Source organism: Streptomyces sp. BBFR51 (genome assembly GCF_044591655.1).
GTDB lineage: Bacteria > Actinomycetota > Actinomycetes > Streptomycetales > Streptomycetaceae > Streptomyces.
In genome coordinates this window covers 263,722-287,768 of the sequence record NZ_CP172448.1, presented here as the reverse complement: position 1 = coordinate 287,768, position 24,047 = coordinate 263,722, and the positions used below count along the sequence as shown (strand labels likewise).

27 protein-coding genes are annotated in these 24,047 nt (G+C 71.3%); 18 read left to right on the top strand and 9 right to left on the bottom strand.

Going from position 1 to position 24,047, the window contains the following annotated elements; translation table 11 throughout:
- The first annotated feature begins 238 nt into the window (after nt 1-238).
- From ACGH7X_RS01315 to ACGH7X_RS01290, 6 genes are all read left to right on the top strand, one after another.
- Nucleotides 239-2,056 carry a peptide ABC transporter substrate-binding protein gene (locus ACGH7X_RS01315; protein WP_399880575.1) on the top strand — a complete coding sequence of 606 codons (1,818 nt, stop codon included), beginning with the start codon at nt 239-241 and terminating at the stop codon, nt 2,054-2,056.
- Between the two features lie 49 nt (nt 2,057-2,105).
- On the top strand, nt 2,106-3,065 hold the full coding sequence (locus ACGH7X_RS01310) for an ABC transporter permease (protein WP_399880573.1): 960 nt from the start codon (nt 2,106-2,108) through the stop codon (nt 3,063-3,065).
- Nucleotides 3,062-3,961 carry an ABC transporter permease gene (locus ACGH7X_RS01305; protein ID WP_399880570.1) on the top strand — a complete coding sequence of 300 codons (900 nt, stop codon included), beginning with the start codon at nt 3,062-3,064 and terminating at the stop codon, nt 3,959-3,961. The genes ACGH7X_RS01310 and ACGH7X_RS01305 overlap by 4 nt, the downstream gene beginning before the upstream one ends.
- Complete coding sequence (locus tag ACGH7X_RS01300; RefSeq protein WP_399880568.1) at nt 3,958-5,688, top strand: dipeptide ABC transporter ATP-binding protein; 1,731 nt, start codon at nt 3,958-3,960, stop codon at nt 5,686-5,688. The genes ACGH7X_RS01305 and ACGH7X_RS01300 overlap by 4 nt, the downstream gene beginning before the upstream one ends.
- The gene (locus ACGH7X_RS01295; protein WP_399880565.1) at nt 5,685-6,629 is read left to right on the top strand and encodes an ROK family protein; all 945 of its coding nucleotides are present in this window, start codon (nt 5,685-5,687) and stop codon (nt 6,627-6,629) included. The genes ACGH7X_RS01300 and ACGH7X_RS01295 overlap by 4 nt, the downstream gene beginning before the upstream one ends.
- 143 nt (nt 6,630-6,772) lie before the next feature.
- Nucleotides 6,773-7,156, top strand: coding sequence for an AQJ64_40280 family protein (locus ACGH7X_RS01290; RefSeq protein ID WP_399880562.1), 384 nt, complete (start codon nt 6,773-6,775; stop codon nt 7,154-7,156).
- 47 nt (nt 7,157-7,203) lie between these two features.
- On the opposite strand, the gene ACGH7X_RS01285 is transcribed toward ACGH7X_RS01290, so the two are convergent.
- Genes ACGH7X_RS01285 through ACGH7X_RS01275 form a run of 3 tightly spaced genes read right to left on the bottom strand, consistent with a single transcriptional unit; the run spans nt 7,204 to nt 11,816 of the window.
- A complete protein-coding gene (locus ACGH7X_RS01285) occupies nt 7,204-9,702 on the bottom strand; it encodes an SCO7613 C-terminal domain-containing membrane protein (RefSeq protein WP_399880559.1) in 2,499 nt (832 codons plus the stop codon).
- A gap of 48 nt (nt 9,703-9,750) precedes the next feature.
- Nucleotides 9,751-11,067: a M24 family metallopeptidase gene (locus tag ACGH7X_RS01280; RefSeq protein WP_399880556.1), complete on the bottom strand. Its 1,317-nt coding sequence runs from the start codon at nt 11,065-11,067 to the stop codon at nt 9,751-9,753.
- The gene (locus tag ACGH7X_RS01275; protein WP_399880554.1) at nt 11,061-11,816 is read right to left on the bottom strand and encodes an SDR family NAD(P)-dependent oxidoreductase; all 756 of its coding nucleotides are present in this window, start codon (nt 11,814-11,816) and stop codon (nt 11,061-11,063) included. Before ACGH7X_RS01275 ends, ACGH7X_RS01280 begins: the two co-directional genes overlap by 7 nt.
- A gap of 101 nt (nt 11,817-11,917) precedes the next feature.
- On the opposite strand from ACGH7X_RS01275, the gene ACGH7X_RS01270 reads away from it, so the two are divergent.
- Complete coding sequence (locus ACGH7X_RS01270; protein ID WP_399880551.1) at nt 11,918-12,769, top strand: helix-turn-helix transcriptional regulator; 852 nt, start codon at nt 11,918-11,920, stop codon at nt 12,767-12,769.
- Nucleotides 12,770-12,794: 25 nt separating this feature from the next.
- Here ACGH7X_RS01270 and ACGH7X_RS01265 read toward each other — a convergent pair whose 3' ends face one another.
- Complete coding sequence (locus ACGH7X_RS01265) at nt 12,795-13,319, bottom strand: ATP-binding protein (protein ID WP_399880548.1); 525 nt, start codon at nt 13,317-13,319, stop codon at nt 12,795-12,797.
- Between the two features lie 98 nt (nt 13,320-13,417).
- On the opposite strand from ACGH7X_RS01265, the gene ACGH7X_RS01260 reads away from it, so the two are divergent.
- From ACGH7X_RS01260 to ACGH7X_RS01235, 6 genes are all read left to right on the top strand, one after another.
- Nucleotides 13,418-14,290 (top strand): helix-turn-helix domain-containing protein, encoded by an 873-nt coding sequence (locus ACGH7X_RS01260; RefSeq protein WP_399880545.1) that lies wholly within the window; start codon nt 13,418-13,420, stop codon nt 14,288-14,290.
- Complete coding sequence (locus tag ACGH7X_RS01255) at nt 14,287-14,568, top strand: DUF397 domain-containing protein (protein WP_399880543.1); 282 nt, start codon at nt 14,287-14,289, stop codon at nt 14,566-14,568. Before ACGH7X_RS01260 ends, ACGH7X_RS01255 begins: the two co-directional genes overlap by 4 nt.
- Nucleotides 14,569-14,578: 10 nt before the next feature.
- Nucleotides 14,579-15,394: an SAM-dependent methyltransferase gene (locus tag ACGH7X_RS01250; RefSeq protein WP_399880541.1), complete on the top strand. Its 816-nt coding sequence runs from the start codon at nt 14,579-14,581 to the stop codon at nt 15,392-15,394.
- 41 nt (nt 15,395-15,435) lie between these two features.
- Nucleotides 15,436-16,197 (top strand): IclR family transcriptional regulator, encoded by a 762-nt coding sequence (locus ACGH7X_RS01245; RefSeq protein ID WP_399880538.1) that lies wholly within the window; start codon nt 15,436-15,438, stop codon nt 16,195-16,197.
- Nucleotides 16,198-16,282: 85 nt separating this feature from the next.
- Nucleotides 16,283-16,687 carry an STAS domain-containing protein gene (locus ACGH7X_RS01240; protein ID WP_399880536.1) on the top strand — a complete coding sequence of 135 codons (405 nt, stop codon included), beginning with the start codon at nt 16,283-16,285 and terminating at the stop codon, nt 16,685-16,687.
- 13 nt (nt 16,688-16,700) lie between these two features.
- Nucleotides 16,701-17,090, top strand: coding sequence for a DUF488 domain-containing protein (locus ACGH7X_RS01235; RefSeq protein ID WP_399880534.1), 390 nt, complete (start codon nt 16,701-16,703; stop codon nt 17,088-17,090).
- Nucleotides 17,091-17,121: 31 nt separating this feature from the next.
- Here the strand turns inward: ACGH7X_RS01235 and ACGH7X_RS01230 are convergent, their stop codons facing one another.
- On the bottom strand, nt 17,122-17,574 hold the full coding sequence (locus ACGH7X_RS01230; RefSeq protein WP_399880531.1) for an Lrp/AsnC family transcriptional regulator: 453 nt from the start codon (nt 17,572-17,574) through the stop codon (nt 17,122-17,124).
- Between the two features lie 93 nt (nt 17,575-17,667).
- On the opposite strand from ACGH7X_RS01230, the gene ACGH7X_RS01225 reads away from it, so the two are divergent.
- From ACGH7X_RS01225 to ACGH7X_RS01215, 3 genes are all read left to right on the top strand, one after another.
- Nucleotides 17,668-18,465, top strand: coding sequence for an LLM class flavin-dependent oxidoreductase (locus ACGH7X_RS01225; RefSeq protein ID WP_399880529.1), 798 nt, complete (start codon nt 17,668-17,670; stop codon nt 18,463-18,465).
- Entirely contained in the window at nt 18,462-18,896 is a 435-nt protein-coding gene (locus ACGH7X_RS01220; protein ID WP_399880526.1) for a nucleoside deaminase, read from the top strand. The genes ACGH7X_RS01225 and ACGH7X_RS01220 overlap by 4 nt, the downstream gene beginning before the upstream one ends.
- A 129-nt stretch (nt 18,897-19,025) precedes the next feature.
- Nucleotides 19,026-19,604: a dihydrofolate reductase family protein gene (locus tag ACGH7X_RS01215; RefSeq protein ID WP_399880523.1), complete on the top strand. Its 579-nt coding sequence runs from the start codon at nt 19,026-19,028 to the stop codon at nt 19,602-19,604.
- Here the strand turns inward: ACGH7X_RS01215 and ACGH7X_RS01210 are convergent.
- Nucleotides 19,594-20,307 (bottom strand): helix-turn-helix domain-containing protein, encoded by a 714-nt coding sequence (locus ACGH7X_RS01210; RefSeq protein WP_399880520.1) that lies wholly within the window; start codon nt 20,305-20,307, stop codon nt 19,594-19,596. The genes ACGH7X_RS01215 and ACGH7X_RS01210 overlap by 11 nt on opposite strands.
- Nucleotides 20,308-20,525: 218 nt before the next feature.
- On the opposite strand from ACGH7X_RS01210, the gene ACGH7X_RS01205 reads away from it, so the two are divergent.
- Nucleotides 20,526-21,059: a GNAT family N-acetyltransferase gene (locus ACGH7X_RS01205; RefSeq protein ID WP_399880517.1), complete on the top strand. Its 534-nt coding sequence runs from the start codon at nt 20,526-20,528 to the stop codon at nt 21,057-21,059.
- A 36-nt stretch (nt 21,060-21,095) separates the two neighbouring features.
- Here the strand turns inward: ACGH7X_RS01205 and ACGH7X_RS01200 are convergent, their stop codons facing one another.
- Nucleotides 21,096-21,656 (bottom strand): TetR/AcrR family transcriptional regulator, encoded by a 561-nt coding sequence (locus ACGH7X_RS01200; RefSeq protein ID WP_399880514.1) that lies wholly within the window; start codon nt 21,654-21,656, stop codon nt 21,096-21,098.
- Between the two features lie 112 nt (nt 21,657-21,768).
- On the opposite strand from ACGH7X_RS01200, the gene ACGH7X_RS01195 reads away from it, so the two are divergent.
- Complete coding sequence (locus ACGH7X_RS01195; protein WP_399880511.1) at nt 21,769-22,455, top strand: SDR family oxidoreductase; 687 nt, start codon at nt 21,769-21,771, stop codon at nt 22,453-22,455.
- Nucleotides 22,456-22,501: 46 nt separating this feature from the next.
- Here the strand turns inward: ACGH7X_RS01195 and ACGH7X_RS01190 are convergent, their stop codons facing one another.
- On the bottom strand, nt 22,502-23,533 hold the full coding sequence (locus ACGH7X_RS01190; protein WP_399880509.1) for an NAD(P)/FAD-dependent oxidoreductase: 1,032 nt from the start codon (nt 23,531-23,533) through the stop codon (nt 22,502-22,504).
- Nucleotides 23,530-24,045, bottom strand: coding sequence for an isoprenylcysteine carboxyl methyltransferase family protein (locus ACGH7X_RS01185; protein WP_399880506.1), 516 nt, complete (start codon nt 24,043-24,045; stop codon nt 23,530-23,532). Before ACGH7X_RS01185 ends, ACGH7X_RS01190 begins: the two co-directional genes overlap by 4 nt.
- Nucleotides 24,046-24,047 lie beyond the last annotated feature (2 nt).

Genomic DNA, 24,047 nt, shown 5'->3' with positions numbered 1-24,047 from the left:
TCCCGGATGGCAAAACCTTGACCCTGAACGGGACAAACACTGTCAAAAGCGTTGGTTTCACTAGGTGCTGCGGCCCGTGGACGGTTATGTCGAGCTCGCAGAAACTTACTTTTTACTGTTTCTTGTTTGTTCATTCGGTGTGTGGGACGTTGACTGTCGTGCACGAAGCGCCGATCCCGCGGCGCCCGCCCCGACGTTCGTCCGGGCGCATCACGGGTCCTTCACTCCGAGGAGAGTCATGTTCCTTGCTCGCACGGCGACCGGCCGCCGCTGGGCCCTTGTCGCGGGTGCCGCCGTCACGTCCGGCGTTCTGCTCACCGGCTGTACCGGCGGTGGCACTTCGTCCTCCGGTGGAAACTCGACGGACACCATCAACTACGCGCTCCCGGCGAACTTCACGCCGAACTGGATCCTCCCCGTCGGCACCGCCGCCCACCTCAACACCAACAACTCCTCCATATCCCAGTCCCTCTGGGAGCCGCTGATCGCCTACGACGGCTCGACCGGTGAGGTCGGCTGGAACAAAGACAACTCCCTCGCCACCGCCGCGGACTTCGCCAAGGACAGCAAGAGCGTCACGATCACGCTCGGCGACCGGCACTGGAGCGACGGAAAGCCGATCACCTCGCGCGACGTCGAGTTCTGGTTCAACCTGATCAAGGCCAACAAGGCCGACTGGGCAAGCTACAGCCCGGGCAAGGCGCCGGACAACTGGACCTCGCTGAAGGCCGCCGACGCGACCCACTTCACCATCACGTTCGACAAGGCGTACAACCAGCAGTGGATGCTCGCCAACGAGTTGAGCATGATCCGCGTGATGCCGCAGCACGTCTGGGACAAGGCCGGGGACTCCGAGGCCGTCTCCGACCTGGACCGCACCCCGGCGGGCGCCAAGAAGGTCTGGACGTACCTCAACAACGCCGCCAAGAACATCTCCGGCTACGCCACCGACCCGCTCTGGAAGACGGTCAGCGGGCCGTACACCCTCAAGTCGTTCTCCACCGCCGGCAAGGTCGAGCTGACCGCCAACGCGAAGTACGACGGCGGCGGCAAGGCCAACATCAAGAACGTCAACCTGCTGCCGTTCACCACCACCGAAGCCGAGGCGAACGCGCTGCGGGCGGGCACGGTCGACTACGGCTACATCAACGCCACCGACACGGGCCAGGAGGCGTCCTTCAAGTCGCGCGGCTACACGATCAAGCCGTGGGCGGGCTGGGCGATCACCTACATGCCGTACAACTTCAACAACCCCGCCATGGGCGCCGTGTTCAAGCAGCTGTACGCCCGCCAGGCGATCCAGATGTCGGTCGACCAGCCCACCCTCTCCAAGGTGATCTTCAACGGCACCGCGGTCCCCACCTACGGCCCGATCCCCCAGGGCCAGGAATCCGACTTCGTCTCCCCGGAGCAGAAGAACAACCCGTACCCGTTCGACACCGCCAAGGCGAAGCAGCTGCTGACCTCCCACGGCTGGAGCGAGCAGGACGGCATCATGGTGTGCACGGACGCGGGCAGCGGCGACGACCAGTGCGGCTCGGGTGTCGCCAAGGGCACCAAGTTCCAGATGCAGGTGCTGTCGCAGTCCGGTTCGGCCGTGACGGACAACATGATGAGCGCCCTGCAGTCCTCCTTCGCGAAGACCGGCATCAAGTTCGGCATCAAGACCGCCCCGGTCAACTCCGTGCTCTCCCAGTCCGGTCAGTGCACCTCCGGCGACTCGGGCTGCAAGTGGCAGCTGTCCTTCTTCGGCACCGCGGGCAGCTGGTACTTCCCGGCGTACCCGAGCGGTGACGCGCTCTTCCAGACCGGCGGCGGTTCCAACTTCGGCAGCTACTCCAACCCCGCGGTGGACAAGCTCATCACCGAGACCACCACGTCCAAATCCACCGCGGCCGTCAAGGAGTACAGCGCCGCGCTGGCCAAGGACCTGCCGGTGATCTGGCTGCCCGAGCCCGACTACCAGGTCTCCGTGGTCAAGGACGGGCTGGGCGGCTTCTCCCAGGACTCGCTCGCCAACTTCCACCCCGCCATGTGGAAGTGGACGAACAAGTGAGCCGGCCGGTGACCCGGCGAACCCCTGAGCCGAAGCGACCGGAATACACATGAGCACTCCCTCTTACCTGATCAGACGCGTCCTCCAGGCGCTCGCGGTGATCGTCATCGTGACGATCGTGGTCTTCGTCCTGCTGCACGCCCTTCCCGGGGGACCCGCGCGTGGGATCCTCGGCCCGCAGGCCACGGCCCAGCAGATCGCCCGCTTCAACCACGAACAGGGCCTCGACGAGCCCCTGCCCGTGCAGTACCTCTACTACCTGAACCAGCTGGTGCACGGCGACCTCGGCACCTCCTACACCCTGAACGCGCCGGTCGCCCAGCTCATCGGGGAACGCCTTCCGAAGACCCTGGTCCTCACCATCCTGTCGGCCGTCATCGGCCTCCTGCTGGCCATCCCGCTGGGCATGTGGCAGGCCGTGCGGCGCAACAGGCCGGTGGACTACGTCATCACCACGCTGAGCTTCATCGCCTACTCCACGCCCGTCTACTTCCTCGGGCTGATCCTGGTGCTGGTGTTCAGTCAGGTGCTGCCCTGGTTCCCGTCCCAGGCGCCGCAAGGGGAGACCCTCGCCCAGGTCTTCTCCGAACCGCAGGCACTGGTACTGCCGGTGGTCGCCGGAGCCGCCTCCATGATCGCGGTGTTCAGCCGCTACATGCGCGCCGCCACCCTGGAGAACCTCTCCGAGGACTACGTCAGAACGGCGCGGGCCGGCGGCTCCCGCTCCGGCGCCATCCTGCGGCGGCACGTCTTCCGCAACAGCCTCACGCCGGTGGTCGCCATGCTCGGCTACTACGTACCGGTCCTCTTCGGCGGTGCGCTGGTGGTCGAGCAGCTCTTCAACTACCCCGGTATGGGACTGCTGTTCTGGTCCGCCGCGCAGGCCTCCGACTACCCGGTCCTGCTGGGCTGTGTGCTGGTCATCGCCGTCGCCACCGTCATCGGCACCCTGCTGGCCGACATCGTCCAGCGGATCATCGATCCCCGAGTGAAGGCAGGCCGTGCATGAGCGCCGTCATCCACCCGGCCAAGACGTCCGGCACGCCCAGCACCCCCCGTGAGAGCTCGGGCGCACGGCTCGCCGTCCGGCGCTTCCTGCGCAACCGGCTGGCCGTCGTCGGACTCGGCGTCGTGGTCTTCTTCGCCCTGTTCTGCTTCGTGGGCCCACTCGTGTACTCCACGGACCAGACCCACACCGCGCTCCAGCAGGTCAACCTCGCGCCGAGCGGCGCGCACTGGCTCGGCACCGACGCGGTCGGCCACGACGAGCTGGGCCGGCTGATGTACGGCGGCAAGGTGTCGCTGATCGTCGGTTTCGCCGCGGGCGTCCTGGCCACCGTCATCGGCACGCTGTGGGGCGCGGCCGCGGGCTACGCGGGCGGCTGGATCGACGCGGTGATGATGCGGATCGTGGACGCGGGCATCGCCATCCCCGCCCTCTTCATCCTGCTGGTGGTCTCCGCCATCACCACGCCCGGACTCGCCGGCCTGATCCTCATCCTCGGCCTGGTGTCGTGGCTGGTGCCGTCCCGGCTGATCCGCGCCGAGACCCTGACCCTGAAGAACCGCGACTACGTACTGACGCTGCGGGCCATCGGAGGAACGCACGCCCGCGCGATCCTGCGGCACATCCTGCCGAACTCCGTCTCGACCGTCATCGTCGCCACGACCTTCCAGATCGCCGACGCCATCCTCCTGGTCGCCTACGTCTCCTACCTGGGCCTGGGCGTGCAGCCGCCGGCCACCGACTGGGGCGGCATGCTCTCGACGGGACTGACCGCCGCCTACTCGGGCTACTGGTGGCTCATCCTGCCGCCGGGCCTCGCCATCATCCTGGTGGTGTGGGCGTTCAACGCGATCGGGGACGGGCTCCGTGACGCATTCGACGTGAGGGGACGCGGATGACCGCCACCCGGACCACCGCCGACGCGGCGGCCGAGCCGATACTCGAACTCGACGACCTCGGTGTCGTCTTCACCACCGAGTCCGCACGGGTACCCGCGGTACGGGGCGTGTCCCTGCACGTCCGCCCCGGCGAGACCCTCGCCCTGGTCGGCGAGTCGGGCTCCGGCAAGTCCACCGTCGCGCTGGCCGCGATGGGCCTGCTGTCCGGCAACGCCGCCGTCACCGGGCGGGCCGTGATCGCGGGCACCGACATCGTCGGCGCGGACGAGGGAGGCCTCACCACCCTGCGCGGCCGGACCGTCTCCATGGTGTTCCAGGAGCCGGCCACCGCCCTCGACCCGCTCACCCGCATCGGCAGGCAGATCGCCGAGGTGATCCGCAACCACCGCGACGTCTCCGCCAAGGACGCCGCCGCCCAGGCCGTCGACCTGCTGCGCAGGGTCGGCATCCCCGACCCGGACAGGCGCGCGGCCGCCTACCCCTTCCAGCTCTCCGGCGGCCAGCGCCAGCGGGTGGTCATCGCCATGGCCATCGCCAACGACCCCGCCCTGCTGATCGCCGACGAACCGACCACAGCGCTCGACGTCACCGTGCAGGCCGAGATCCTCGACCTGCTGCGCACCCTCGCCGCCGAGACCGGCACCGGTGTCCTGCTCGTCACCCACAACATGGGCGTCGTGGCCGACTTCGCGGACCGGGTCGCGGTCATGTACCAGGGGCGGATCGTGGAGACCGGCCCGGTCGAGGACGTACTGCTGCGCCCGTCCCACGACTACACCCGGCGACTGCTCGCCGCGGTGCCCCGGCTGACGGTCGCCGAGGCCGACAAGCGCGCGCCGGCCGGCGATTCCCGCCCGGACGACGCGTCCGACGGTACCGACCCCGCCGCGCCGGTCGTCGATCTCCGGGACGTCTCCGTGGTGTTCGGCCGCGGCAAGCACGCGGTGCGCGCCCTGGACGGGGTCTCGCTGGCCGTGCGCCCCGGCGAGACCCTGGGCCTGGTGGGCGAGTCGGGCTCGGGCAAGTCCACCGCGGCACGCGTCGCACTCGGCCTGATCCCGCCGACGTCCGGCAGCGTTTCCCTGTTCGGGGCCGACCTCGCCCGCAGCCGCTCTCGTGCCCGCAGGGCGCTGCGGTCCGGCATCGGCGTCGTCCTTCAGGACCCGGTCGCCTCCCTCGACGCCAGGATGACCGTCGGCGAGTGCGTCGCCGAGCCACTGCGGGTGCACCGCCGTGCACTGTCCGCCCAGGAGCGGCGCAGCCGGGTCGCGGCGGTGCTGGACCGGGTCCGGCTGCCCGGCGAGATGGCCCGCCGTGCCCCCGGTGAACTCTCCGGCGGCCAGCGTCAGCGGGTCAGCCTGGCCCGCGCGCTCGTGCTCGAGCCCCGGCTGCTCGTCGCCGACGAGCCCACCAGCGCGCTCGACGTGAGCGTGCAGGAGTCCGTCCTCGAGGTCATCACCGAACTCCAGGACGAGCTGGGCTTCGCCTGTCTGTTCGTCTCCCACGACCTCGCCGTCGTCCAGCACTTCGCCCGCCGGGTCGCCGTCATGCGGGCCGGACGGATCGAGGAACTGGGGCACACCGGCGAGACCCTGCTGCATCCGGAGACCGACTACACCCGGCGGCTGCTGGCCGCCGTGCCGGTGCCCGATCCGGTGGTCCAGCGCGGACGCAGGGCCGAACGCCTGGCCGCCCTCGCGGCCGGAACCACGGAGGCCCGTACGTGAGCACGCACGACCGCACTCTGTTCGCCGGGGTGGACATCGGCGGGACCACGACCCAGGTGGTCGTCTGCGACGCCGACCTCACCGTGCTGGACCGCGCGGAGACGACCACTCCGGCGGCCTCGGGCGGACAGGCGATGATCGACGCCGCCCTGGGTGTCCTGGCCCCGCTGCTGCGCCGTACCCCCGGTCGGCTGGCCGGTGTCGGCGTCGGTGCGGCCGGGTTGGTGGACTCCGCCGCGGGCCGCATCCTGGTGGCGAGCGACTCCTTCCGCGGTTGGTCGGGCTTTCCCGTCAGCGCCGCCGTGGAGGACGTCCTGGGCGTACCGGTGTTCCTCGACAACGACGTCAACGCGTTCCTGCTGGGGGAGGTGTGGGGAGGCGCGGTCAGGGGTGAACCCGACGTTCTCGGCATCGCGTTGGGCACGGGCGTGGGCGGCGCTCTCTGGACGGGCGGCCGGCTGTTCGCGGGGCCGCACGGCGCCGCCGGCGAGATCGGGCACGTGCCCGGATTCGGCGACGTGCCCTGCACCTGCGGGGGGCGCGGCCACCTGGAGACCCTGGCCTCCGGCCGTTCGATCGGCGCCCGTTACGCCGAACGCACCGGCCGCCTGCTCACCGCGCGCGAGGTGGCCGACGCGACCGCCCACGGTGACGAGGACGCCCTCGCGGTGTATCGCGACGCCGGTGCAGGACTCGCCCGGGGGATCGTCATCGCGGCCGGTCTGCTGGACATCACGACGGTGGTGATCGGCGGCGGCGTGGCCCGGGCATGGCACCTGCTGGAGCCGGCCGTAAGGGCCCGGCTCGCCGAGGAACCACCCGTCAGTGGCCATCCGGTCCGCCTGTTCCGCACCCGACTCGCGGCAGATGCCGTACCAGTGGGCGCCGCCTCCCGGGCCCGTCTGGAGACGACGGGCGGGGAAGCCGCGGTGGCGGCCTGAGTACGGGGAGTGTCGGAGCGGACCCCTCAACCTCCACGGCCACCCCGCCGTCTTGTCCGATGGCAGCCGGTGGGGTTGCCGGTGCGGTGCACAGCAGGACGGCCGAGGCTCGACGAGGCTCAGGCCCGGAGGCGAGGGTGGAGATGACGGATCTGACGACCACGGTGACCTGGGTGGACGTGCGGGAGAGGCGGCCGCGGATCGGTGACCCCGTGGCCGTGGCGATCACCGGACGGTATCCGGCCCAGGACGCCGCCGAGTCCGGGACGACGCAGCGCGAGCGCTTCTGGCTGGTGCGGACCATGTACTTCACGGACGAACACCTGGACGAGGACGGGGTGGTGCACCGCGACTGCTTCGTCGACTCCGACGAGGTCGTGCGCTTCGCCTACGACCCGGACAGCGATGACAGCGTGACCCACTGGGCCGAGCTCCCCACCCTGCCCGGCGAGGCGACGCACCTCCTTCTCGGCGACGACGTGCGGCCCGCTCTGCGCAAGGCGTGGGACACGCGTCCCGGCAACTGAGCCGCCCACCGGCACCGGCACCGGCACCGGGTGCCGACCGGCCCGCTCTAATGGAGCCGCCCCAGCGCCTCCCGCAGCCGGCGCGCGTCACGAAGCCGCTGCTCGTAGGTGGCGCCCAGCACGAGCAGCACCAGACCGGCGAGGGCCGGAGGTGCCCAACGGGGGAGCGCGCCGACGACCTGGGCGATGTACGGGGCGAGTTCATGCAGCGCCACCAGCGCGAGCACGCCCCCGCCCAGGACCAGTGGCGCCTGGAGCCGGTGCCGGGCGCCCGCCAGGGTCACGGCGAGCGCGGCGACGCCGAGCAGCAAGGGTCGCAGCCAGTGCCGGTCGTCCCAGGCGGCGAGCAGGCTCGGCAGCAGGGTGACGGCCAACCCGCCGCCGTACGCCGCCCAGGAGGAGACGGCCGTGTCGCGGCGCCGGCGCAGGAAACCGACGATCAGCGCGGACACGGTCACCGGCAGGGTGTACGCCTCCGGCGTGGTGACGTCCCAGGCCAGCAGACGCACCCAGGTGGCCAGCAGGAACAGTGCGGCAGCCGCGTAGCCGGCCGGCCGCCGCTCCCGGCGCAGCGCGGTGCCGGCCACGACGACACCGCCGAGGGAGAGCACCAGGGCCAGAGTCGGCAGATCCGTCGCGGAGAGCACGCACGCGAGCAGTCCCGCGGCCGCACCCGTCGCCTCGACCGGTACGGTCGCGCGCGAGCCAGTCGGACGCGACGCGATCAGGGCGGCGACGACGGGCACCACGAAGACCAGCAGTGCCGTGTGGTGCGGCTGCCAGCCGGCGGACGCGCCGATCGCGCAGGCCGCAGCCGTGGCGTACCCGAGGGCGGCGGGCGTGGTGAACGGGGCGAGCCCCGCGTGGCGGCCGACGGCACCGAACAGGACGGTGAGCGTCGCCAGCACACTGATCGTCGCCGTCTCGGTGGTCAGCGAGAGGAAGGCGAGGTCGACCGAGGTGACGAGGGCCAGCAGCAGGGCGGTGAGGGGCAGCGCCGACAGCACCCTCTCGGCGCGGCCGGCCCGGTACGCGAAGCCCAGGGCCGAGGCGACCACGGCACCCTGCGCCACCAGTCCGGCCTCGTAGGGCAGTCCGAGTACCGCCGGAAGAACGAAGGCGGCGGTCCAACCGAGGACGAGTGCTCCCACCGTGGCGACCGGGTGCCGAGCCGTCCCGCGCCCGGCCACCACCAGTACACCGGCCACAACGGCGAGAACGAGCGGCACGGTGCTCGCGTAAGGAGGCCAGGGAACGTCCGTGAACACGGCGTCCCGGATGTCGCGCGGCGCGCCGGACCAGAGCCGCGCACCCCGGGCCGTCGGGCCGAGGAGGCTCCCGGCGACCAGCGGGACCGCCCACAGCACCGCGAGGCCCTGGACGGTCGCCGAAGCACGCACAAGACCCTGCCGCATAGGCCGGGACAGCGGCGTCCGGACCACCGCAAGCAGGGCGATCGCGCAGGCCAGGCACCCCGGCACCGTCCACTCGCCGGGCACCGAGACCCAGAGCACCCCGCCGGCGCCGGCGACCAGACACAGACCCGCGAGCCAGGCCGCGCCCATGGCCACGTCCGGATTCGGAACGAATCGGGACGCCATCAGGGCGATCGTCGCCGCGAGGACCAGGAGCGCCGCCGCCTGCGCGGCCGCGCCCGGATCGGCCGCGCTCCAGCAGAGCAGGCCGGCCGACAGCACCCCGGCGCCGCCCGTCCCCAGGGCACCGACGACGGCGACGACGCGCACCGGCACGAGTGTCGCGCGCAGGGCGACAGCGGTGCCGCCGGCCGCGGTCGCCAGCAGCACGGCCGTGAGCGTGCGCGGCCCCGCGCCGACGGCGATCGCCCACAGCAGCAGGGGCAGGTGCGCGGTCGCCACGGCGAGGGGGAGAGGATGCCGCGGCCCGAGCCGCGCGCCGCCACCGGCCGAGCCGCCCTCCGCCGCGGAGGCCTCCGCGGCGGCCGTGGTGGGAGGAGGCGCCACCAGAGCGCTTGTCACCACGCCGTAGGAGGCCCACGCGGCGGCCAGGACGGCGGACGCGGCAGCGGCGTACCCCACCGGGTCCGCGTCGGCGAACACCACCTCGTGGAGCGCGTACGCGTCGAGCACGGTCAGAGCCGTCCCCAGACCCGACACCGCCTCGGCGGTCGACCTCAGCCCGCGCCGCAGCAACGCCACGGGCACGCTCAGTGCCCCCACGGTCAGCGCACCGAGTACCAGCGCCCGCCCGACGATCCCCATGTCGCCCCAACTGACCAGGGTGAACGCGATCGCCGCGACGGTCAGCAGGACGCCGCCCAGGACCAGCAGCACGTTCTGCACGCCGGGCGCGGTGGCCTCCGGCCGACGAGCGACGGCACCCGCGCCGACGGGCCGCCCCGGTGGCGTGGCCCCGGGACCCTGGGCGGGCCGCTGGACGGCGGCCGCCCGCAGCGTGTGGACCAGCCACTCGCGGCGTCGCAGCAGGACGGCACGACGGGCGTCGAGTTGCCGCAGCTCGGCGTCCAGGAACCGCAGCTCCTCGGCCGGGGGCGGAATGTTCGTCATGCCTCGGAGTGTGGCCGTCGCCACGTGCCGGGGCATGAGCGCGGATACTCAGCCCGTACTCATGTCCCGCCCGGAGCGTGCCGGGACGCCCTCCGCCCGGAGGACCTGTGCCGTGTACGGGTTCAGTTCGATCGGGTCGTCGTCGCCGACGATCACCGTGCCGCCGAGGTAGGCCAGTTGCCGTCCGTAGACGTAGTTGGGTTCGAGGGCGAAGGTCATCCCGGGTTCGAGCTCCAGGTCGGCGGCCATGGTGGGGCGGTGGCCGTCCTCGGGCGGGTACGTGTCGGCGCCCGCCATGCGACGGCTGGCGTCGTTGGGAAAGCCACCCGCCGCGATCATCGGGTTGAGCGTGTGGATGGCGGGGCCGAATTCCCAGCCGCCGGCGCCGGCGTACGGCCTGCGTATGTCGTCGACGACATCGCCGAACGTCCGGCCGGGGCGCAGCGCGTCGAGTCCGGCGTCGTAGGCCGCGCGGGCGACGTCGGCGGCGCGCCGCAGGTCCTCGTGCGGTGCACCGATGGTGATGGTGACCTGGTGTTGCGTGTGACGCCCCGCGACGTTGCTGAACACCTCGGCGGAGACGATGTCGCCGTCCCGCAGGACTCGGGGGGCCTGCGGGCGGTAGCTCCACGGCGGAAGGCCCGATGCGAGCGGGTCGGGGCCGGTCCAGAAGTGCATGGCCGCGGGGGTGGTTCCGCGGGCGTGTCCCGCGGCCATTCCGGCCGCGTACACCTCGCTCTCCGGGACACCCGCGGCGGCGGTCTCGACCATGGCCCGCACCATGGCGTCACCGATGTGCGCCGAGTGACGCACCACGGCGATCTCCTCGGCGCCGAGCGGCATGATGAGCCGGGACAGCGCCATCGCCACCGGGGTGAACCGGGCGGCGGGGAGTTCGGCCAGGACGGTGTTCCAGAGCCGGTAGGGCACGATGCCCTCGGGGTGCCACGGAGGATAGGGTTCCAGGCCGACGACCCCGATGGCCGCCTTCCCCAGGCCCAGTTCTTTGAGGGTGTCGGCGACCACGCGGGAGTCGCGGGGCATGCGCAGGTTCTCCGGCGGAATCCAGATGGTGTCGCCTCGACGGGCGGATTCGAGATGGTCCTTGGTGAACATTTCCATCGGCAGCAGGGAGACCGGCTCGCCGTCGCGCGGGAAGACGACGGTTGTGCCGGCCCGGCCGTTGGTGAACCAGGTGTCGTAGGCGAACGGGGCCGGGCCGGCGTCCTCGTGCTCACCGAAGACCAGCAGCGCGTCGAGGCCCCGGCGTGCCATGAACGCCCGCGCCAGGTCCCATCGGCGGTCCCGCTCGGACATCGAGAAGGTGGGCACGGTGCCGTCGGCCGGGTCGGTCGCCCTCACCACGGGACGTCGCCGTTGCGGTCGCGGTACTGCCTGGTCGGCCCGGGCGAGGTGGTGGCGAACTCGACGATGGCGTCGGTGCCCTCGGTGACGGTCTGGGTGCCCTGGTGGTGGTTGAGGTCGGTGGCGGTGAAGCCGGGGTCGGCCAGGTTGAACCGGACGTCCGGGATGCCGTTGGCGTACTGGACGGTGAGCATGTTCAGAGCTGCCTTGGACACCGGGTACATCAAGTGGGCGACGGCCGACTCCGGCCGCTTCGGGTCCGTGGCGACCGTCAGTGAGCCGGCGCCGCTGGAGACCATCACCACCCGCGGGTCGTCGGCGGCACGCAGCAGCGGCAAGAACGCCTGGGTGACACGGACCGGGCCGAACACGTTGACGCGGAAGACGGGGATGAGGTGCTGGGGCAGCGTCTCCTCGGGTTTGATCAGCCGGTCCATGGGACCGACCTTCTCGCCGGTGATGCCCGCGTTGTTGACCAGGACGTCGAGCCGGTCGGTGCTGTCCCGGACGGCTCGGACGGCGGCGGCGACGGAGTCGTCGGAGGTCACGTCCAGCGGGACGAACCTCACGTCCGCGCCGCCGGCGGTGAGCCGCTCGGCGGCCTCCTGGCCGCGCTCCTCGTCACGTGCGCCGAGGAAGACGCGCCAGCCCAGTGCGCCGAGGCGCCGGGCCGTCTCGTAGCCGAGGCCCTTGTTGGCGCCGGTGACCAGGGCGGTGGTGGTGTCGGGGGTTCCTTGTGCTTCGTTCATGGCCTGGACGCTAGGCGGGGCGCTAGGAGCCTTCCAGGTACGCCCGAGGGTGGGACCGGCCGTACCAGGACGCCCGGCACCGCCGAGGGGAGAATGGGCGGATGGACCGTGTTGAGCTCGCCCGCGTCGTCAAGGCCGCCCGCGCACGCATCGCCCCCGAGGAGGTGGGCCTCCCGACCGGCCCCGGGAGGAGAGTCGCGGGCCTGCGCCGTGAGGAGGTGGCCGTTCTCGCCGGGCTCAGCGTCGAGTACGTGGTCCGCCTCGAGCAGGGCCGCGGACCTCAGCCGTCCACGCAGGTGCTCACGTCCCTGACCCGGGCGCTCCGGCTCGAGCGGGACGAACGGGACCAGGTCTTCCGGCTGGCCGGCAGCTCCCCGCCGCTGTCCGGCCGGATCGAGATGTCCGTCCGGCCGAGCGTGCTGCGTCTGCTGGAACGGCTCAGCGACGTACCCGCGCTCGTACTGTCGGCCAAAGGTGACGTTCTGGCGCAGAACCCGATGGCGGGCGCGCTCCTCGGTGACCTCATGCGCTGGCCCGACGGGCAACGCAACATCATCTGGCAGCGGTTTCTCGGTGGCGGTGTCACGCACGTAGCCCCCCGCCCGGAAGAGGACGAGGCGGCGGCCCAGCAGTGCGTCGGATTGTTGCGGACCGCGCGCTCGCGCTACCCGCACGACCCGGACCTTCGCTCACTGACCGAGGAGCTGATCGACGGCAGCGAACGATTCTGGAGCATGTGGGAGGAAGGACGCTCCACGACATCGCGGTCGATGCGCAAGACCATCGAGCACCCCGGCCTCGGAACCCTCGCCCTCGACTGCGACACCCTGCTGCTGCCGGACACCGATCAATCCATGATCGTCTACTCCGCCGCACCCGGCACACGCGAGGCCGCCGCCCTCGACACCCTGCACGCCGCCGGTCGCGGCGACGCCGACTCCCAGGTGTATTGACCCGCGGCGTTGTTCACCCGGGGCGTCAGAGCTCGATCCGGAGTACCGCCCAGACCGTGTTGCCCCCGGTACGGCTGGAACGGGCGGTTCCCCACGAGTCCGCGAGCTGCTGCACGATCAGCAGGCCCCGGCCGCTCTCGTCCTGGGAGCCGGAGCGGGCACCGGTCACAGCGGCCGAGGTGCGTCCGTCGTCGTGCATCTCGATCCGCAACTGCTTGTGCGTGGTCAGCGACAGACCGCACAGCATGCGGTTGCTCTGCGCGTGGAGCACGGCGTTGGTCGCCAGCTCCGAGACGAGCAGCACGGCGTCGGTGCACACGTCACCGGGGAGCCGCCAGGCGCGAAGCTGCCGGCGGACCGTGTCTCGCGCCGTCCGCACGCTGATACGCAGCGAGGGCAGGTCGAACCAGTGTTCCCGGTCCGGATACGCCGGCGGTAACAGTCCGGGCGAAGGGGTCGTGTGGGGGGTCACGGTGATCGCCTTCCAGTGCGGGCGGGCGCGGTGCGGCTCACAGACGCAACTATGCTCGCCGCTCAGTTCAGGCTGCAACCGAATCCCTGATAATTTCAGAAAGACTCGTTCAGTCTGGTGTCATCACCAAGTCGCTGCCACAATGGCGCTGGTGACAGCCCATCAGGAGGTAGGGCGTGAGTGAAGCTCGGTCCAGCGCCGGCACCAGCGCCCCGACGGTGCTGCGCATGATCCTCGGCCGGCGGCTCCAGGACATGCGGCAGGGCGCGGGTGCCTCACTGGCCGACGCCGCCAAGGCACTTCGGGTGACGCCGCTGACGATCCGCCGGCTGGAGAAGGCCGAAGTGGCCCTCAAACCCCTCTATGTCGAAAAGCTCCTCCAGACCTACGGCAGCGCACAACAGGAGATCGACGAGTTCGTCGCGCTCGCCGAGCAGGCCAACAAACCGGGCTGGTGGCACGCCTACCGTGATGTGCTGCCCAACTGGTTCACCGCGTACGTCAGTCTGGAGACCGGCGCCGGCACACTGCGCACCTACGAACCCCACTACGTCACGGGTCTTCTCCAGACCCACGCCTACGCGCGCGCGGTACTGAGCGGAGGCTTTCCGAACGGCTCCGACGACGAGCTGGAGCGCCGCGTCGACCTGCGGGTGCGCCGCCAGAGCCTGCTGGACCGGGAGAACGCGCCCACGCTGTGGGTGGTCATGGAGGAAGCGGTCCTGCACCGGGTCGTCGGGGGTCCGGAAGTGATGCGCGAGCAGATCGACCGGCTCCTGGAGGTCTCCGAGCTGGAGCACGTCAGCATCGACATCCTTCCCTTCGCCGTCGGCGCCCACGTCGGGGCGTGCGCTCCCTTCACCTACTTCAGGTTCGAGGAGCCGGAGCTGCCCGACGTCGTCTACAGCGAGATCCTCTCCGCCTCGATGTACCTGGACGAACGGGAAGACGTCGTCGCGCACCTCGAGGCGCACAACAGGATGTCGCTGCTGACCTCGACACGGGACAGCACGGCACTCCTGAACCGCATGCGCAAGGAGTACTCATGACCCCCACCGACGACACCGTCTACAACGGGATGCCGGCCTGCGACCTCGGCGAACACGGCTGGGAACGCCCGTGGAGCGGACCCAACGGAGGCCAGTGCGTGGAGACCAAGCAGCTCGCCGACGGACGGGTCGCGGTGCGTCAGTCGACAGACCCGGCGGGACCCGCACTCATCTACACGCCCGAAGAGATCAGCGCGTTCGTCCGAGGGGTCAAGCAGGGCATGGCCGACCACCTCGCGGCCAGTCACCCGCCCGGCACAGGGCAGCACACCTTCTGAAGGGAACAGGATGAGCAACACCCACGCCGCGCGGGGCCTGGACACCAGCAGGCCGCACTCGGCCCGCATGTACGACTACTACCTCGGCGGCAAGGACCACTTCCCCGTCGACAAGCAGGCCGCCGAAGCGGTCGCCGAGGCCTACCCGGGCATCTTCACCTGCGCGCGCGAGAACCGCGCCTTCATGCACCGCGCCACCCGGGTCCTGGCACAGGAGCACGGCATCCGCCAATGGCTGGACATCGGCACCGGCATTCCCACCGAGCCGAACGTGCACCAGGTGGCACAGTCCGTGGTCCCCGAGGCCCGGGTGGTCTACGCCGACAACGACCCACTCGTCCTGAAGTACGCCGAGCGGCTCATGCGCAGCACCCCGCAGGGCCGCACGACCTACATCGAGGCCGACGTCAACGACCCCGACGCCCTGCTGAACGCACCCGAGCTGGCCGACGTGCTCGACCTGTCCCAGCCGGTCGCCCTGTCCCTGAACGCGCTGATGCACTTCATCACCGACGCGCGCGACCCGTACGGCATCGTCAACCGGGTGATGGCGGCCCTCCCGCCCGGCAGTGCCCTCGCGCTGAGCCACTGCACGCCCGACTTCGACCCGCCCACCTGGGAGAAGGTCACCGACATCTACACCGGCTCGGGCACGCCCGTGCAGTTCCGCTCGCAGAACGACGTCGCCCGCTTCTTCGAGGGACTCGACCTCCTCACCCCCGGCGTCACGGTCGGCCACCGCTGGCGGCCGGCCCGGCCCATCGGCCCCGACGCCCCCACCGATGCCCAGGTCAGCCTGTGGGTGGGGGTCGCCGTCAAGCCGTAGCGGACTTGCCGGACCTCGCACGGGTGGAGCACTGTGGAGAGATGGGTGGTCAGGAGGGCCCCACGCTCATCTCGTCGGTGCAGCGAGCCTTTCGACTGATGGAGGCCGTGGGTGCGCACGAGGGCGGCGTGCCGGCCAAGCAGCTGGCGCGCGAGACGGGCCTGGCGCTGGGCACGGCCTACCACCTGCTGCGCACCATGGTGCACGACGGTTACGTGCGCAAGCTCGACGACGGCACCTTCGTCCTGGGGGAGCGGCTCGACGCCCTGCATGCGGGAAGCCGGGACCAGGCGGCGCTCAGCAGGGTCCGTCCCACCCTCACGGAGCTGCGGGACGGCCTGTCGGCCGCGGCCTATCTGACCCTCTACGAGGACGGTGAGATCCGGGTCGCGGAGATCGTGGACGGGCCGAAGACCCCCCGTGTCGATCTGTGGGTCGGCTTCGAGGACGCGGGACACGCCACGGCGCTCGGGAAGTCCGTGCTGCGCGAGCTGGACGCCGAAGCGCGGGCCGAGTACCTCTCGCGCCACGTGATGAACGATCTCACCCCTCGCACCATCACCTACCGCGCCGAACTGCTACGGCGCCTCGACGCCGCAGCCGCCCACGGTCCGGCCGTCACCGACATCGAGGAGTACTGCTTGGGCACCGCGTGCGTCGCGGTGCCCATCCGTCAGGGCGACACCATCGGATCGCTGGGCATCTCCCTGGACGCCCGCCGCACCGCCGGCCTCGAAGACGCCGTGAAGACGCTGGTCGCCACCGCGGAACGCGTGTCCCGGGGACTCTCGCTCACCATCTGAAAACCGGGCCCTTGTGATCGCCAGGCGGTATCCCGTTTCCTGGATGAAAGGGACAAATTGCTCAAGGGTGTAGGAGAGCAGCAACGTGAGTGATCAGGGCGTCGCAGTGCCGCACGTTTCCGTCGATTGCCATGTGACGAACGGCTGGACGGTCGTCGAGGCGAACGACGAGATCGACATCGCCTTCGCCCCCCTCGTCCGGGCCGCGGTGGTGCGGCTCCTCGCGGAGGGCCGCCGGCACTTCGTGCTGGATCTGTGCGGTGCTCCCTTCCTGGACTCCATGGGTCTCGGCATGATCGTCGCCGTCACCAAGCGCATCCGGACCCAGCACGGATCGCTGCGCATCGCCTGCGACGACGAGCGGCTCCTGCACGTCTTCGCCCTCGGCGGGCTGCGTCCCGTCTACTCGTTCCACGACTCCGTCGAGAAGGCCGTCGCGCAGCCCCCCGGTGGGGAGGGACTGGCCGACTGGCCGCGCGTGCGACATTGAGGGAAGGTGGGGCATGGCTGCACGGGTCGGATACCGGAGAATCTACGAAGAGCCCACACCACGGGACGGCAAGCGCGTGCTCGTCGACCGCCTGTGGCCGCGTGGCATGAGCAAGGAGAAGGCCGACCTGGACGAGTGGTTGCGCGACATCGCCCCGTCGACCGATCTGCGTCGCTGGTACCACCATGATCCAGAGCGTTACGACGAGTTCCGGCGCCGCTACTTCGCCGAACTGGAAGACGCCGACCACCGGGATGCCTCGCGGCGCCTGCGTGAATGGTCCGCACACGCCAAGGTCACACTGCTCACGGCCACCAAGGACGTGGACCACAGTGAGGCGGCCGCCCTCGCCCAGTGGCTGGACGACCCCCGCGGCGCCCGTGCTTCCGCCGAGCAGGCCTGACCTCCTGGCGATCGCACTCCGGGCCCGCGCGTCAGTGCTCGGGCCGGTCGGGGCCGCGGTACGGCAGGGTCTGGCTGTAGACGACGCTCGTGGTCGTGCTGCCGAAGCCGGCCAGCTCGTCCATGAGGATCTCCAGGTGCGCCATGGAGGTCGCGGCCACCTTCAGGGTGTAGCAGTCGTCCCCCGTGGTACGCAGGCACTCCAGGATCTCGCGTCGCTCGTCGAGCAGCCGCCGCAGTGGCTGGTGGTGATTGCCCGGGTACTTCAGCCGGACGACGGCGAGCACCGGGTAGCCGACCTTCGCCAGGTCGACCGACGCCCGGTAGCCGGTGATGACGCCGAGCGCCTCCAGCTGACGCACCCGCTCCGTGGTGGCGGACGGGCTGAGGTTCACGCGCCGCCCCAGCTCACTGAGGGAGATGCGGGCCTCCCGCTGCAACTGGCCGATGATCGCCCAGTCGACGTCATCGAGATTCGCGGTCATGGCGTGAGACTACCGGTGGATTCACGGCAGAAGGCAGGGAGAGCCGGGAGAAGCCTCTTCAGTGCCCCGTGATCGCGGGGATAGCCTCCAGGTATGCGACTTGGCGTCAACGTACCGAACTTCGGCCCCGGAACCGACCCCGGCATGCTGCGCGAGTGGGCCAGGACCGTGGAGGGGCTCGGCTTCGACCTCCTCATGGTCTCGGACCACGTGACGGTCACCCCGGACGTGGCCGAGCGGTACCCGGAACCGTTCTACGAGCCGTTCACCACACTGTCCTGGCTGGCCGGACTCACCACCGGAGTGCGCCTCGGCACGACCGTACTCGTCCTGCCCTACCGGCCCCCGCTGCTCACCGCCCGCATGGCCACCAACCTCGACCGGCTGAGCGGGGGCCGGCTCGTGCTCGGAGTGGGCGTCGGCTGGGCGCGCCAGGAGTTCGACGCGCTCGGCGTACCGTTCGGCGCACGCGGCAGGCTCACCGACCAGTACCTGGAAACCCTGCGGAGCAACAACCCCACCGCCGTGCCCGTCTGGGTCGGCGGCAACAGCGAGGCCGGCATCCAGCGTGCCGTGAGAGGCGGTGACGCCTGGCACCCGCTGCACGGCACCCTCCCGTGGATGCGCTCGGTCCTGGCCCGCCACACCCTGCCGGGGTTCGCTCCCCGGATCGCCCTGCGGCTGACCGACACCCCGGTCGACGGTCCCGAGCGGATCGCCGGCGTCGGCACCCTCGAACAGGTCCTCGACGACCTCGACCAGCTTCAGGCGCTCGGCGCCGACACCGTCGTACTCGATCCCTACCACGGGGACCCCGATGAGACCCGGCGGCCCGAAGCGGCCTGGCAGGCACTCGCCGCCGTCGCCACCCAGCGAAGGACGACATCGTGATCACACCCGCCGACGAGACACTCCTGCGCCGGGCGATCGCCGTCGCGGCCCACGCCGTCACCCTGGGGGACGCCCCCTACGGCTCCCTGCTCGCCGGCCCGAGCGGCACGATCCTCGCCGAGGCCCACAACACGGTCCGGCGCGACGACGACATCACCGCCCACCCGGAGCTGAAGCTCGCCCGCTGGGCAGCCCGCGAGCTCACCCCTGACGACGCCTCCCGCACCACCCTGTACACCAGCTGCCAGCCGTGCGGCATGTGCGCCGGGGCCCTCGTCCGCTCCGGCCTCGGCCGCGTCGTCTTCGCCCTCTCCACCGAACAACTCGTGGAACTCAACCCGCCCTCGGGCGCCTGGCCGACGATCCCCCACGACGGACCGGGCCTCTTCGTCGAAGCCCGCGTCCCCCTCGACGCGTACTACGGGACCTGATCCGCCGAAGCCGCGCGTGCCGGCGAGGTGCACGTCCTTGAACCCGATGTCGTTTCCGTCCAAGACAGGCTCCCTGGCCGCGATCTAGCGTGGACCCGGCAACGTGCCCGATCATGAGGAGACAGCAGCATGCGTGACCTGGTCTACACCGGATTCATGTCGCTCGACGGTGTCGTGGACTCACCGGGCGGCGGACCCGGCGAGGAGCACCGCAGCGGCGGCTGGGTGGTCAAGGATCTCGAGTTCGTCCCGGAAGCCTGGTCGCTGAAGGGCGAGGAGCTCGCCGGCACGACGGCGCTCATGTTCGGCCGCCGCAGCTACGAGGCGTTCGCACCGGTCTGGCCGGGCTCGGAGGACCACGCCCCGTACAAGGAGCTGCCCAAGTACGTGGTGTCGACCACGCTGTCCGAGGACGCCGTCGTCGACGGGTGGGGACCGACGACCATCCTGCGCTCGGCCGAGGACGTCGCCGCGCTCAAGGAGGGCGAGGGCGGCGCGATCTTCATCCACGGCAGTGCGGAACTGGCCCGGCGGCTGTCGGACGCGGGCCTGATCGACCAGTACAACCTGCTGGTCTTCCCGGTCCTGCTCGGTGCCGGGAAGAGCCTGTTCGGCCGGGCCGACCGCGACAAGCGGATGCTGACGCTGCGGGAGTCGGAGAACTACTCGAACGGGATCCTGAAGCTGGTCTACGACGTCAAGCGCTGATCGAGGCCGAGTCGAGGTCGAGGGCGATCGGGCCGCCGACGCCCTCGCGCAGCTGCTTGGCGGTGCGTCCGACGTACGCGCGCAGCGCCCGTGCCAGGTGCGGCTCGTCGAAGTAGTCCAGAGCGGCGACGACGGCGGTGGCCGGGGTGCCGGCCGCCAGCAACCCCGCCGCGGTCCGGGCCCGTTCGATCTGCCGGACGGCGCCCCGCGTCAGCCCGGTCGCGGCGCGGAACCGGCGTTCGACCGTACGCCCCGAGACGGCCGGGCTGCGCCCCCGCAGCACCTCGTCGACGAGCGGATCACGGATCACGATCCCGGCCCGGACGAGACGCCCGACCAGGGCCTCGGCATCGTCGGGACCCGGCGTCTCCCAGCGCGCGCCGTCCAGCCGGAACGTGCGGCGGGTGGCGTCGGGGAGCTCGATGCCGGCGTCGACCAGCGCCGGCGTGGGCACGATCCGCAACGAGGTGCCCACCGCGAACTCGATGCCCGTGAAGGTCGCGCCCTCCGGCACCGGCGCCGTGCCGGTCCGCGTCTCGGGAGCTGTGACGGCGGCGTACGCCCGGCCGTCCAGCTCCCAGAAGACGAGCCCGCAGCGCACCCCGGCGACGGACGTCATCGCCGTGACCTGCTCGCTCGTGCAGGTCCACACGCTGTCGACCCATGAGGAGTCGGACCGGCGCGTCTCGAAGAGCAGTTCCACGCGCGGAGAATACGCCGCGCCCGGCAGCCGTGTCATGGCCGACGAACAGCGGGCCGCCGCGAGCCGTCTGCGCAAGGGCTTGGTCGGCCCGGCGCTTGCGCCCGAACGCCGCAGGACCGGTCACCAGGGTGCCGGCGGGAACGTCGTGAGTGACCACGGCACCGGCACGGGACGGTGCCGAGTGCTCGCCCCGTGCCCGGCGGAGGGAGGATGGGACCATGACCGAGATCCGCACCCCCCGTCTCGTCCTGCGCCGATGGCTGGACGACGACCTGGTCCCCCTGTCCGAGATCCATGCCGATCCGGTGGTGATGCAGGCCATCGGTGACGGCCGGCCGTGCTCCGCCGACCGGACCGCCGAGCTCATCGAGGCGTGGGAGGAGGAGTGGGACGAGGAAGGGTTCGGGATCTTCGCGGTCGAGCTCCTGGGCTCCGGTGAGCTGGCGGGTGCCGTCGGCCTGTCCGTCGCCGACGCCCCGGCCGAGGTCGCCGGTGAGGTGGCGATCAGCTGGCGGCTCGGGCGGGTGTTCTGGGGGCAGGGATACGCCTCCGAAGCAGCCCAGGCGACATTGGAGTTCGCCGTGCAGGACCGCGGCCTCGACCGCGTGGTCGCCGTGTGCCGGACCGGTGACCGTGCCTCCAGGAACGTGATCGACAAACTCGGCATGCAGGCGGAAGGCACCGCACAGCACCCGGTTCACGGCCAGGAAGTGGCCGTCTTCGGCATCGACCTGACGCAGTACATGGCATAACGCCCAACATCGCCGTACGCCTTGGGCGCCTTGGGATCAGTCGCCCTCCGTCAGGGCCGCGCGTGCGGTGTCCAGGATCTCCTCCGACAGGGCGGAGCCCTTGGTGGCGCGGGCCAGGGTGAGTGCTCCCAGCATGGTGCACAGCCGGACGATGCCGTCCTGCTCCTCGGTGGTGAGCGCGTCGGCGAAGCTGCGGGCACCCTCCGCGTAGACGCGGTGGGCCTCCTGCCCGCCGCTCGCGCGCGCCATGTCCGCGGCGAGCCCGGCGACGGGGCAGCCGTCGCCGGGGTTGTCGCGGTGTTCGACGGAGAGGTAGCCGTCGATCAACTCCCGCCGGGCGGCTTCCTCATGCCCGGCGTGCCGCTCGAGGCCGGCCGCGTGGCGGCCGGCGAGCTCGTCGAAGGCATGGGCGGTGGCCTCGTCGAGGAGGGCCTCCTTGGAAGCGAACTGCTTGTAGAAGCCGCCGTGGGTCAGGCCGACGGCCTTCATCAGGTCGGCGACGCTCACGTTGGTTCCCTGTTCGCGGAACAGCCGGGAGGCCGTCTCCACGACCCGCTGCCGGTTCTCCTGCGCCTGCGCCTTTGACACGCGGCCCATCGGCCACCTCCCCATGGATGTCACTTGCCATCTATCCTAGACCGGAGTTAGATGTCATACATCCTCTAAAGCGTGCTCGGTTCCACGAGAGCCGGTTGCAAAGGGAGCAGACATGGAACTCAAGGACACCGTCGCCGTGGTCACCGGAGCGAATCGAGGTCTGGGAAGGCACCTGGCCACTCAGCTCGTGGAGCGCGGAGCGAAGGTCTACGCCGCGGCCCGCCGCCCCGAGAGCGTCGACTGGGCCGGCGTCGTCCCGCTGCGCCTGGACGTGACCGACGAGGAGTCGGTCCGGGCCGCGGCGCGCCTCGCCTCGGACGCGACGCTGCTGGTGAACAACGCGGGAATCTCCACCGGCGCCCCGCTGCTCGCCGGCGACCCCGACGCGGTGCGCCTGGAGATGGACACCAACTTCTTCGGCCCGCTCACCGTGACCCGGGCCTTCGCCCCGGTCATCGAGGGCAACGGCGGCGGCGCCGTGCTCAACGTCCTGTCCGTGCTGTCCTGGCTGCACCCCGCCGGCCTCGGGGCCTACGCGGCGGCCAAGGCGGCCGCCTGGGCGCTGACCGACGCCGCCCGCGAGGAGCTGGCGCCCCGCGGCATCAGCGTCTCGGCGCTGCACGTCGGCTACATGGACACCGACATGGCAGACGCCATTCCGGCCGATCAGAAGACCGACCCCGCAGGCGTCGCCGCCCAGGCCCTGGCCGGCATCGAGCAGGGCCTGCCCGAGATCCTCGCCGACGACGTGACCCGGCTCGTCAAGCAGGGGCTGGCCGCGGTGCCGGCTGCCGCCTGAGCACGCCGGCCGGAGTCGGGACGTGGCCCTGCGGCGGCGGCACGGCTCAGGCCAGCGCGTTCACCGCTGCCGCGAACAGGCGTGGCAGCCGAGCGGCGGTGGGCATGATGTGGGGCGCGAGCGTGGGCTGCAGCCGGGCTCTCACGAGGAGTTCGGTCAGGAGCCGGTGGCGGCGGGTCGCATGCCTCCAGTCCCTCTCGTAGCGGCTCGGCGTGCCTCGGCGCAGGTTGGCGACCAGGGCCTCGGCGCCGGCCAGCGCGAGGGCGATGCCCTCACCGGTCAACGCGTCGACGTATCCGGCCGCGTCACCGACGAGCAGCACCCTCCCGTGCGCCCGGGCGCGGGCCGTCTGACGCAGTGGTCCGGCGCCTCGCACAGACGTGGCGGCAGCCTGCGGGGGGAGGCGGCCGGCCAGCTCGGGAAACTTCTCGAGCTGGGCGGCGAAGGGGGCTCGCCGGGTGGTCAGCATGGCGATGCCGACGAGCCGGGGACCCAGCGGCGTGACGTACGCCTCCGCGTCTGCTCCCCAGTGCACCTCCACGTACGGCGACCAGGGCGCCACCGCGTAATGCCGACGCAGCCCGTAGCGGGGCGCCCCCCGGGGCCTTCCCTCCAGGCCGAGGGAGCGGCGCACGCGTGAGTGCAGGCCGTCCGCCGCGACCAGCCACCGGGCGCGCAGCCCCGTCCCGCGGACGGTCACGCCGGTGCCGTCCTGCCTGACGTCCTCCACCCGCAGGGGCAGTACGGGCACCCCGGCGGCCAGCACGGCGCGGTGCAGTACGCCGTGCAGGTCGGTGCGGCGCGCACCGACGCCGGGGCCGTGGCGGAATGCGGCCTCGACCTGGCGGGCGCCCTGGACGTAGCGGATGCCGGCGAGGGGCAGGCCGGGGACCTCCAGACCGAGGGCGGCGAGTGAGCGAACGGCGCCGGGCATCAGTCCCTCACCGCACGCCTTGTCGACGGGCGGCCGGCGCGGCTCGGCGACGACGGTGTCGAGACCGGCGCGGGCGGCGTGCAGGGCGGTGGCCAGGCCGGCGGGTCCGCCTCCGACGATCAGCAGGTCGTGGTGAGCGCTCACGCGGGCACCGCCTGTGTGAGGGCCGCGTTCTCGCAGCGGACCCGGACCGTGAGCAGCGTCGCGTTGGCCACGGTGAAGACGAGGGCGGTCAGCCATGCCGAGTGCACCAGGGGAACGGCGGCGACCTCCACGACGACCGCGACGTAGTTGGGGTGTTGCAGGAATCGATAGGGTCCGGCTCCCACCAGGCGCGCTCCGGGAACGACGATGACCCGGGTGTTCCAGTACGGACCGAGCGTGGCGATGCACCACCAGCGCAGCGCCTGTGCCAGCAGTGCCAGAGCCAGCATGGGCCAGCCGAGAGCCGGCAGGAACGGCCGGTCGGCGAAGGCGACTTCGAGCAGGCAGCACGCGAGCAGAGCCGTGTGCAGGACGACCATGACGGGATAGTGGCCACGACCGTGCTCCACCCCGGCGCGGGCGAGGGTCCATGCCGCGTTGCGCCGGGCGACGACGAGTTCGGCGACGCGTTCGGCGGCGACAGTGAGGATGAGCAGCGCGTACCACGGCATGA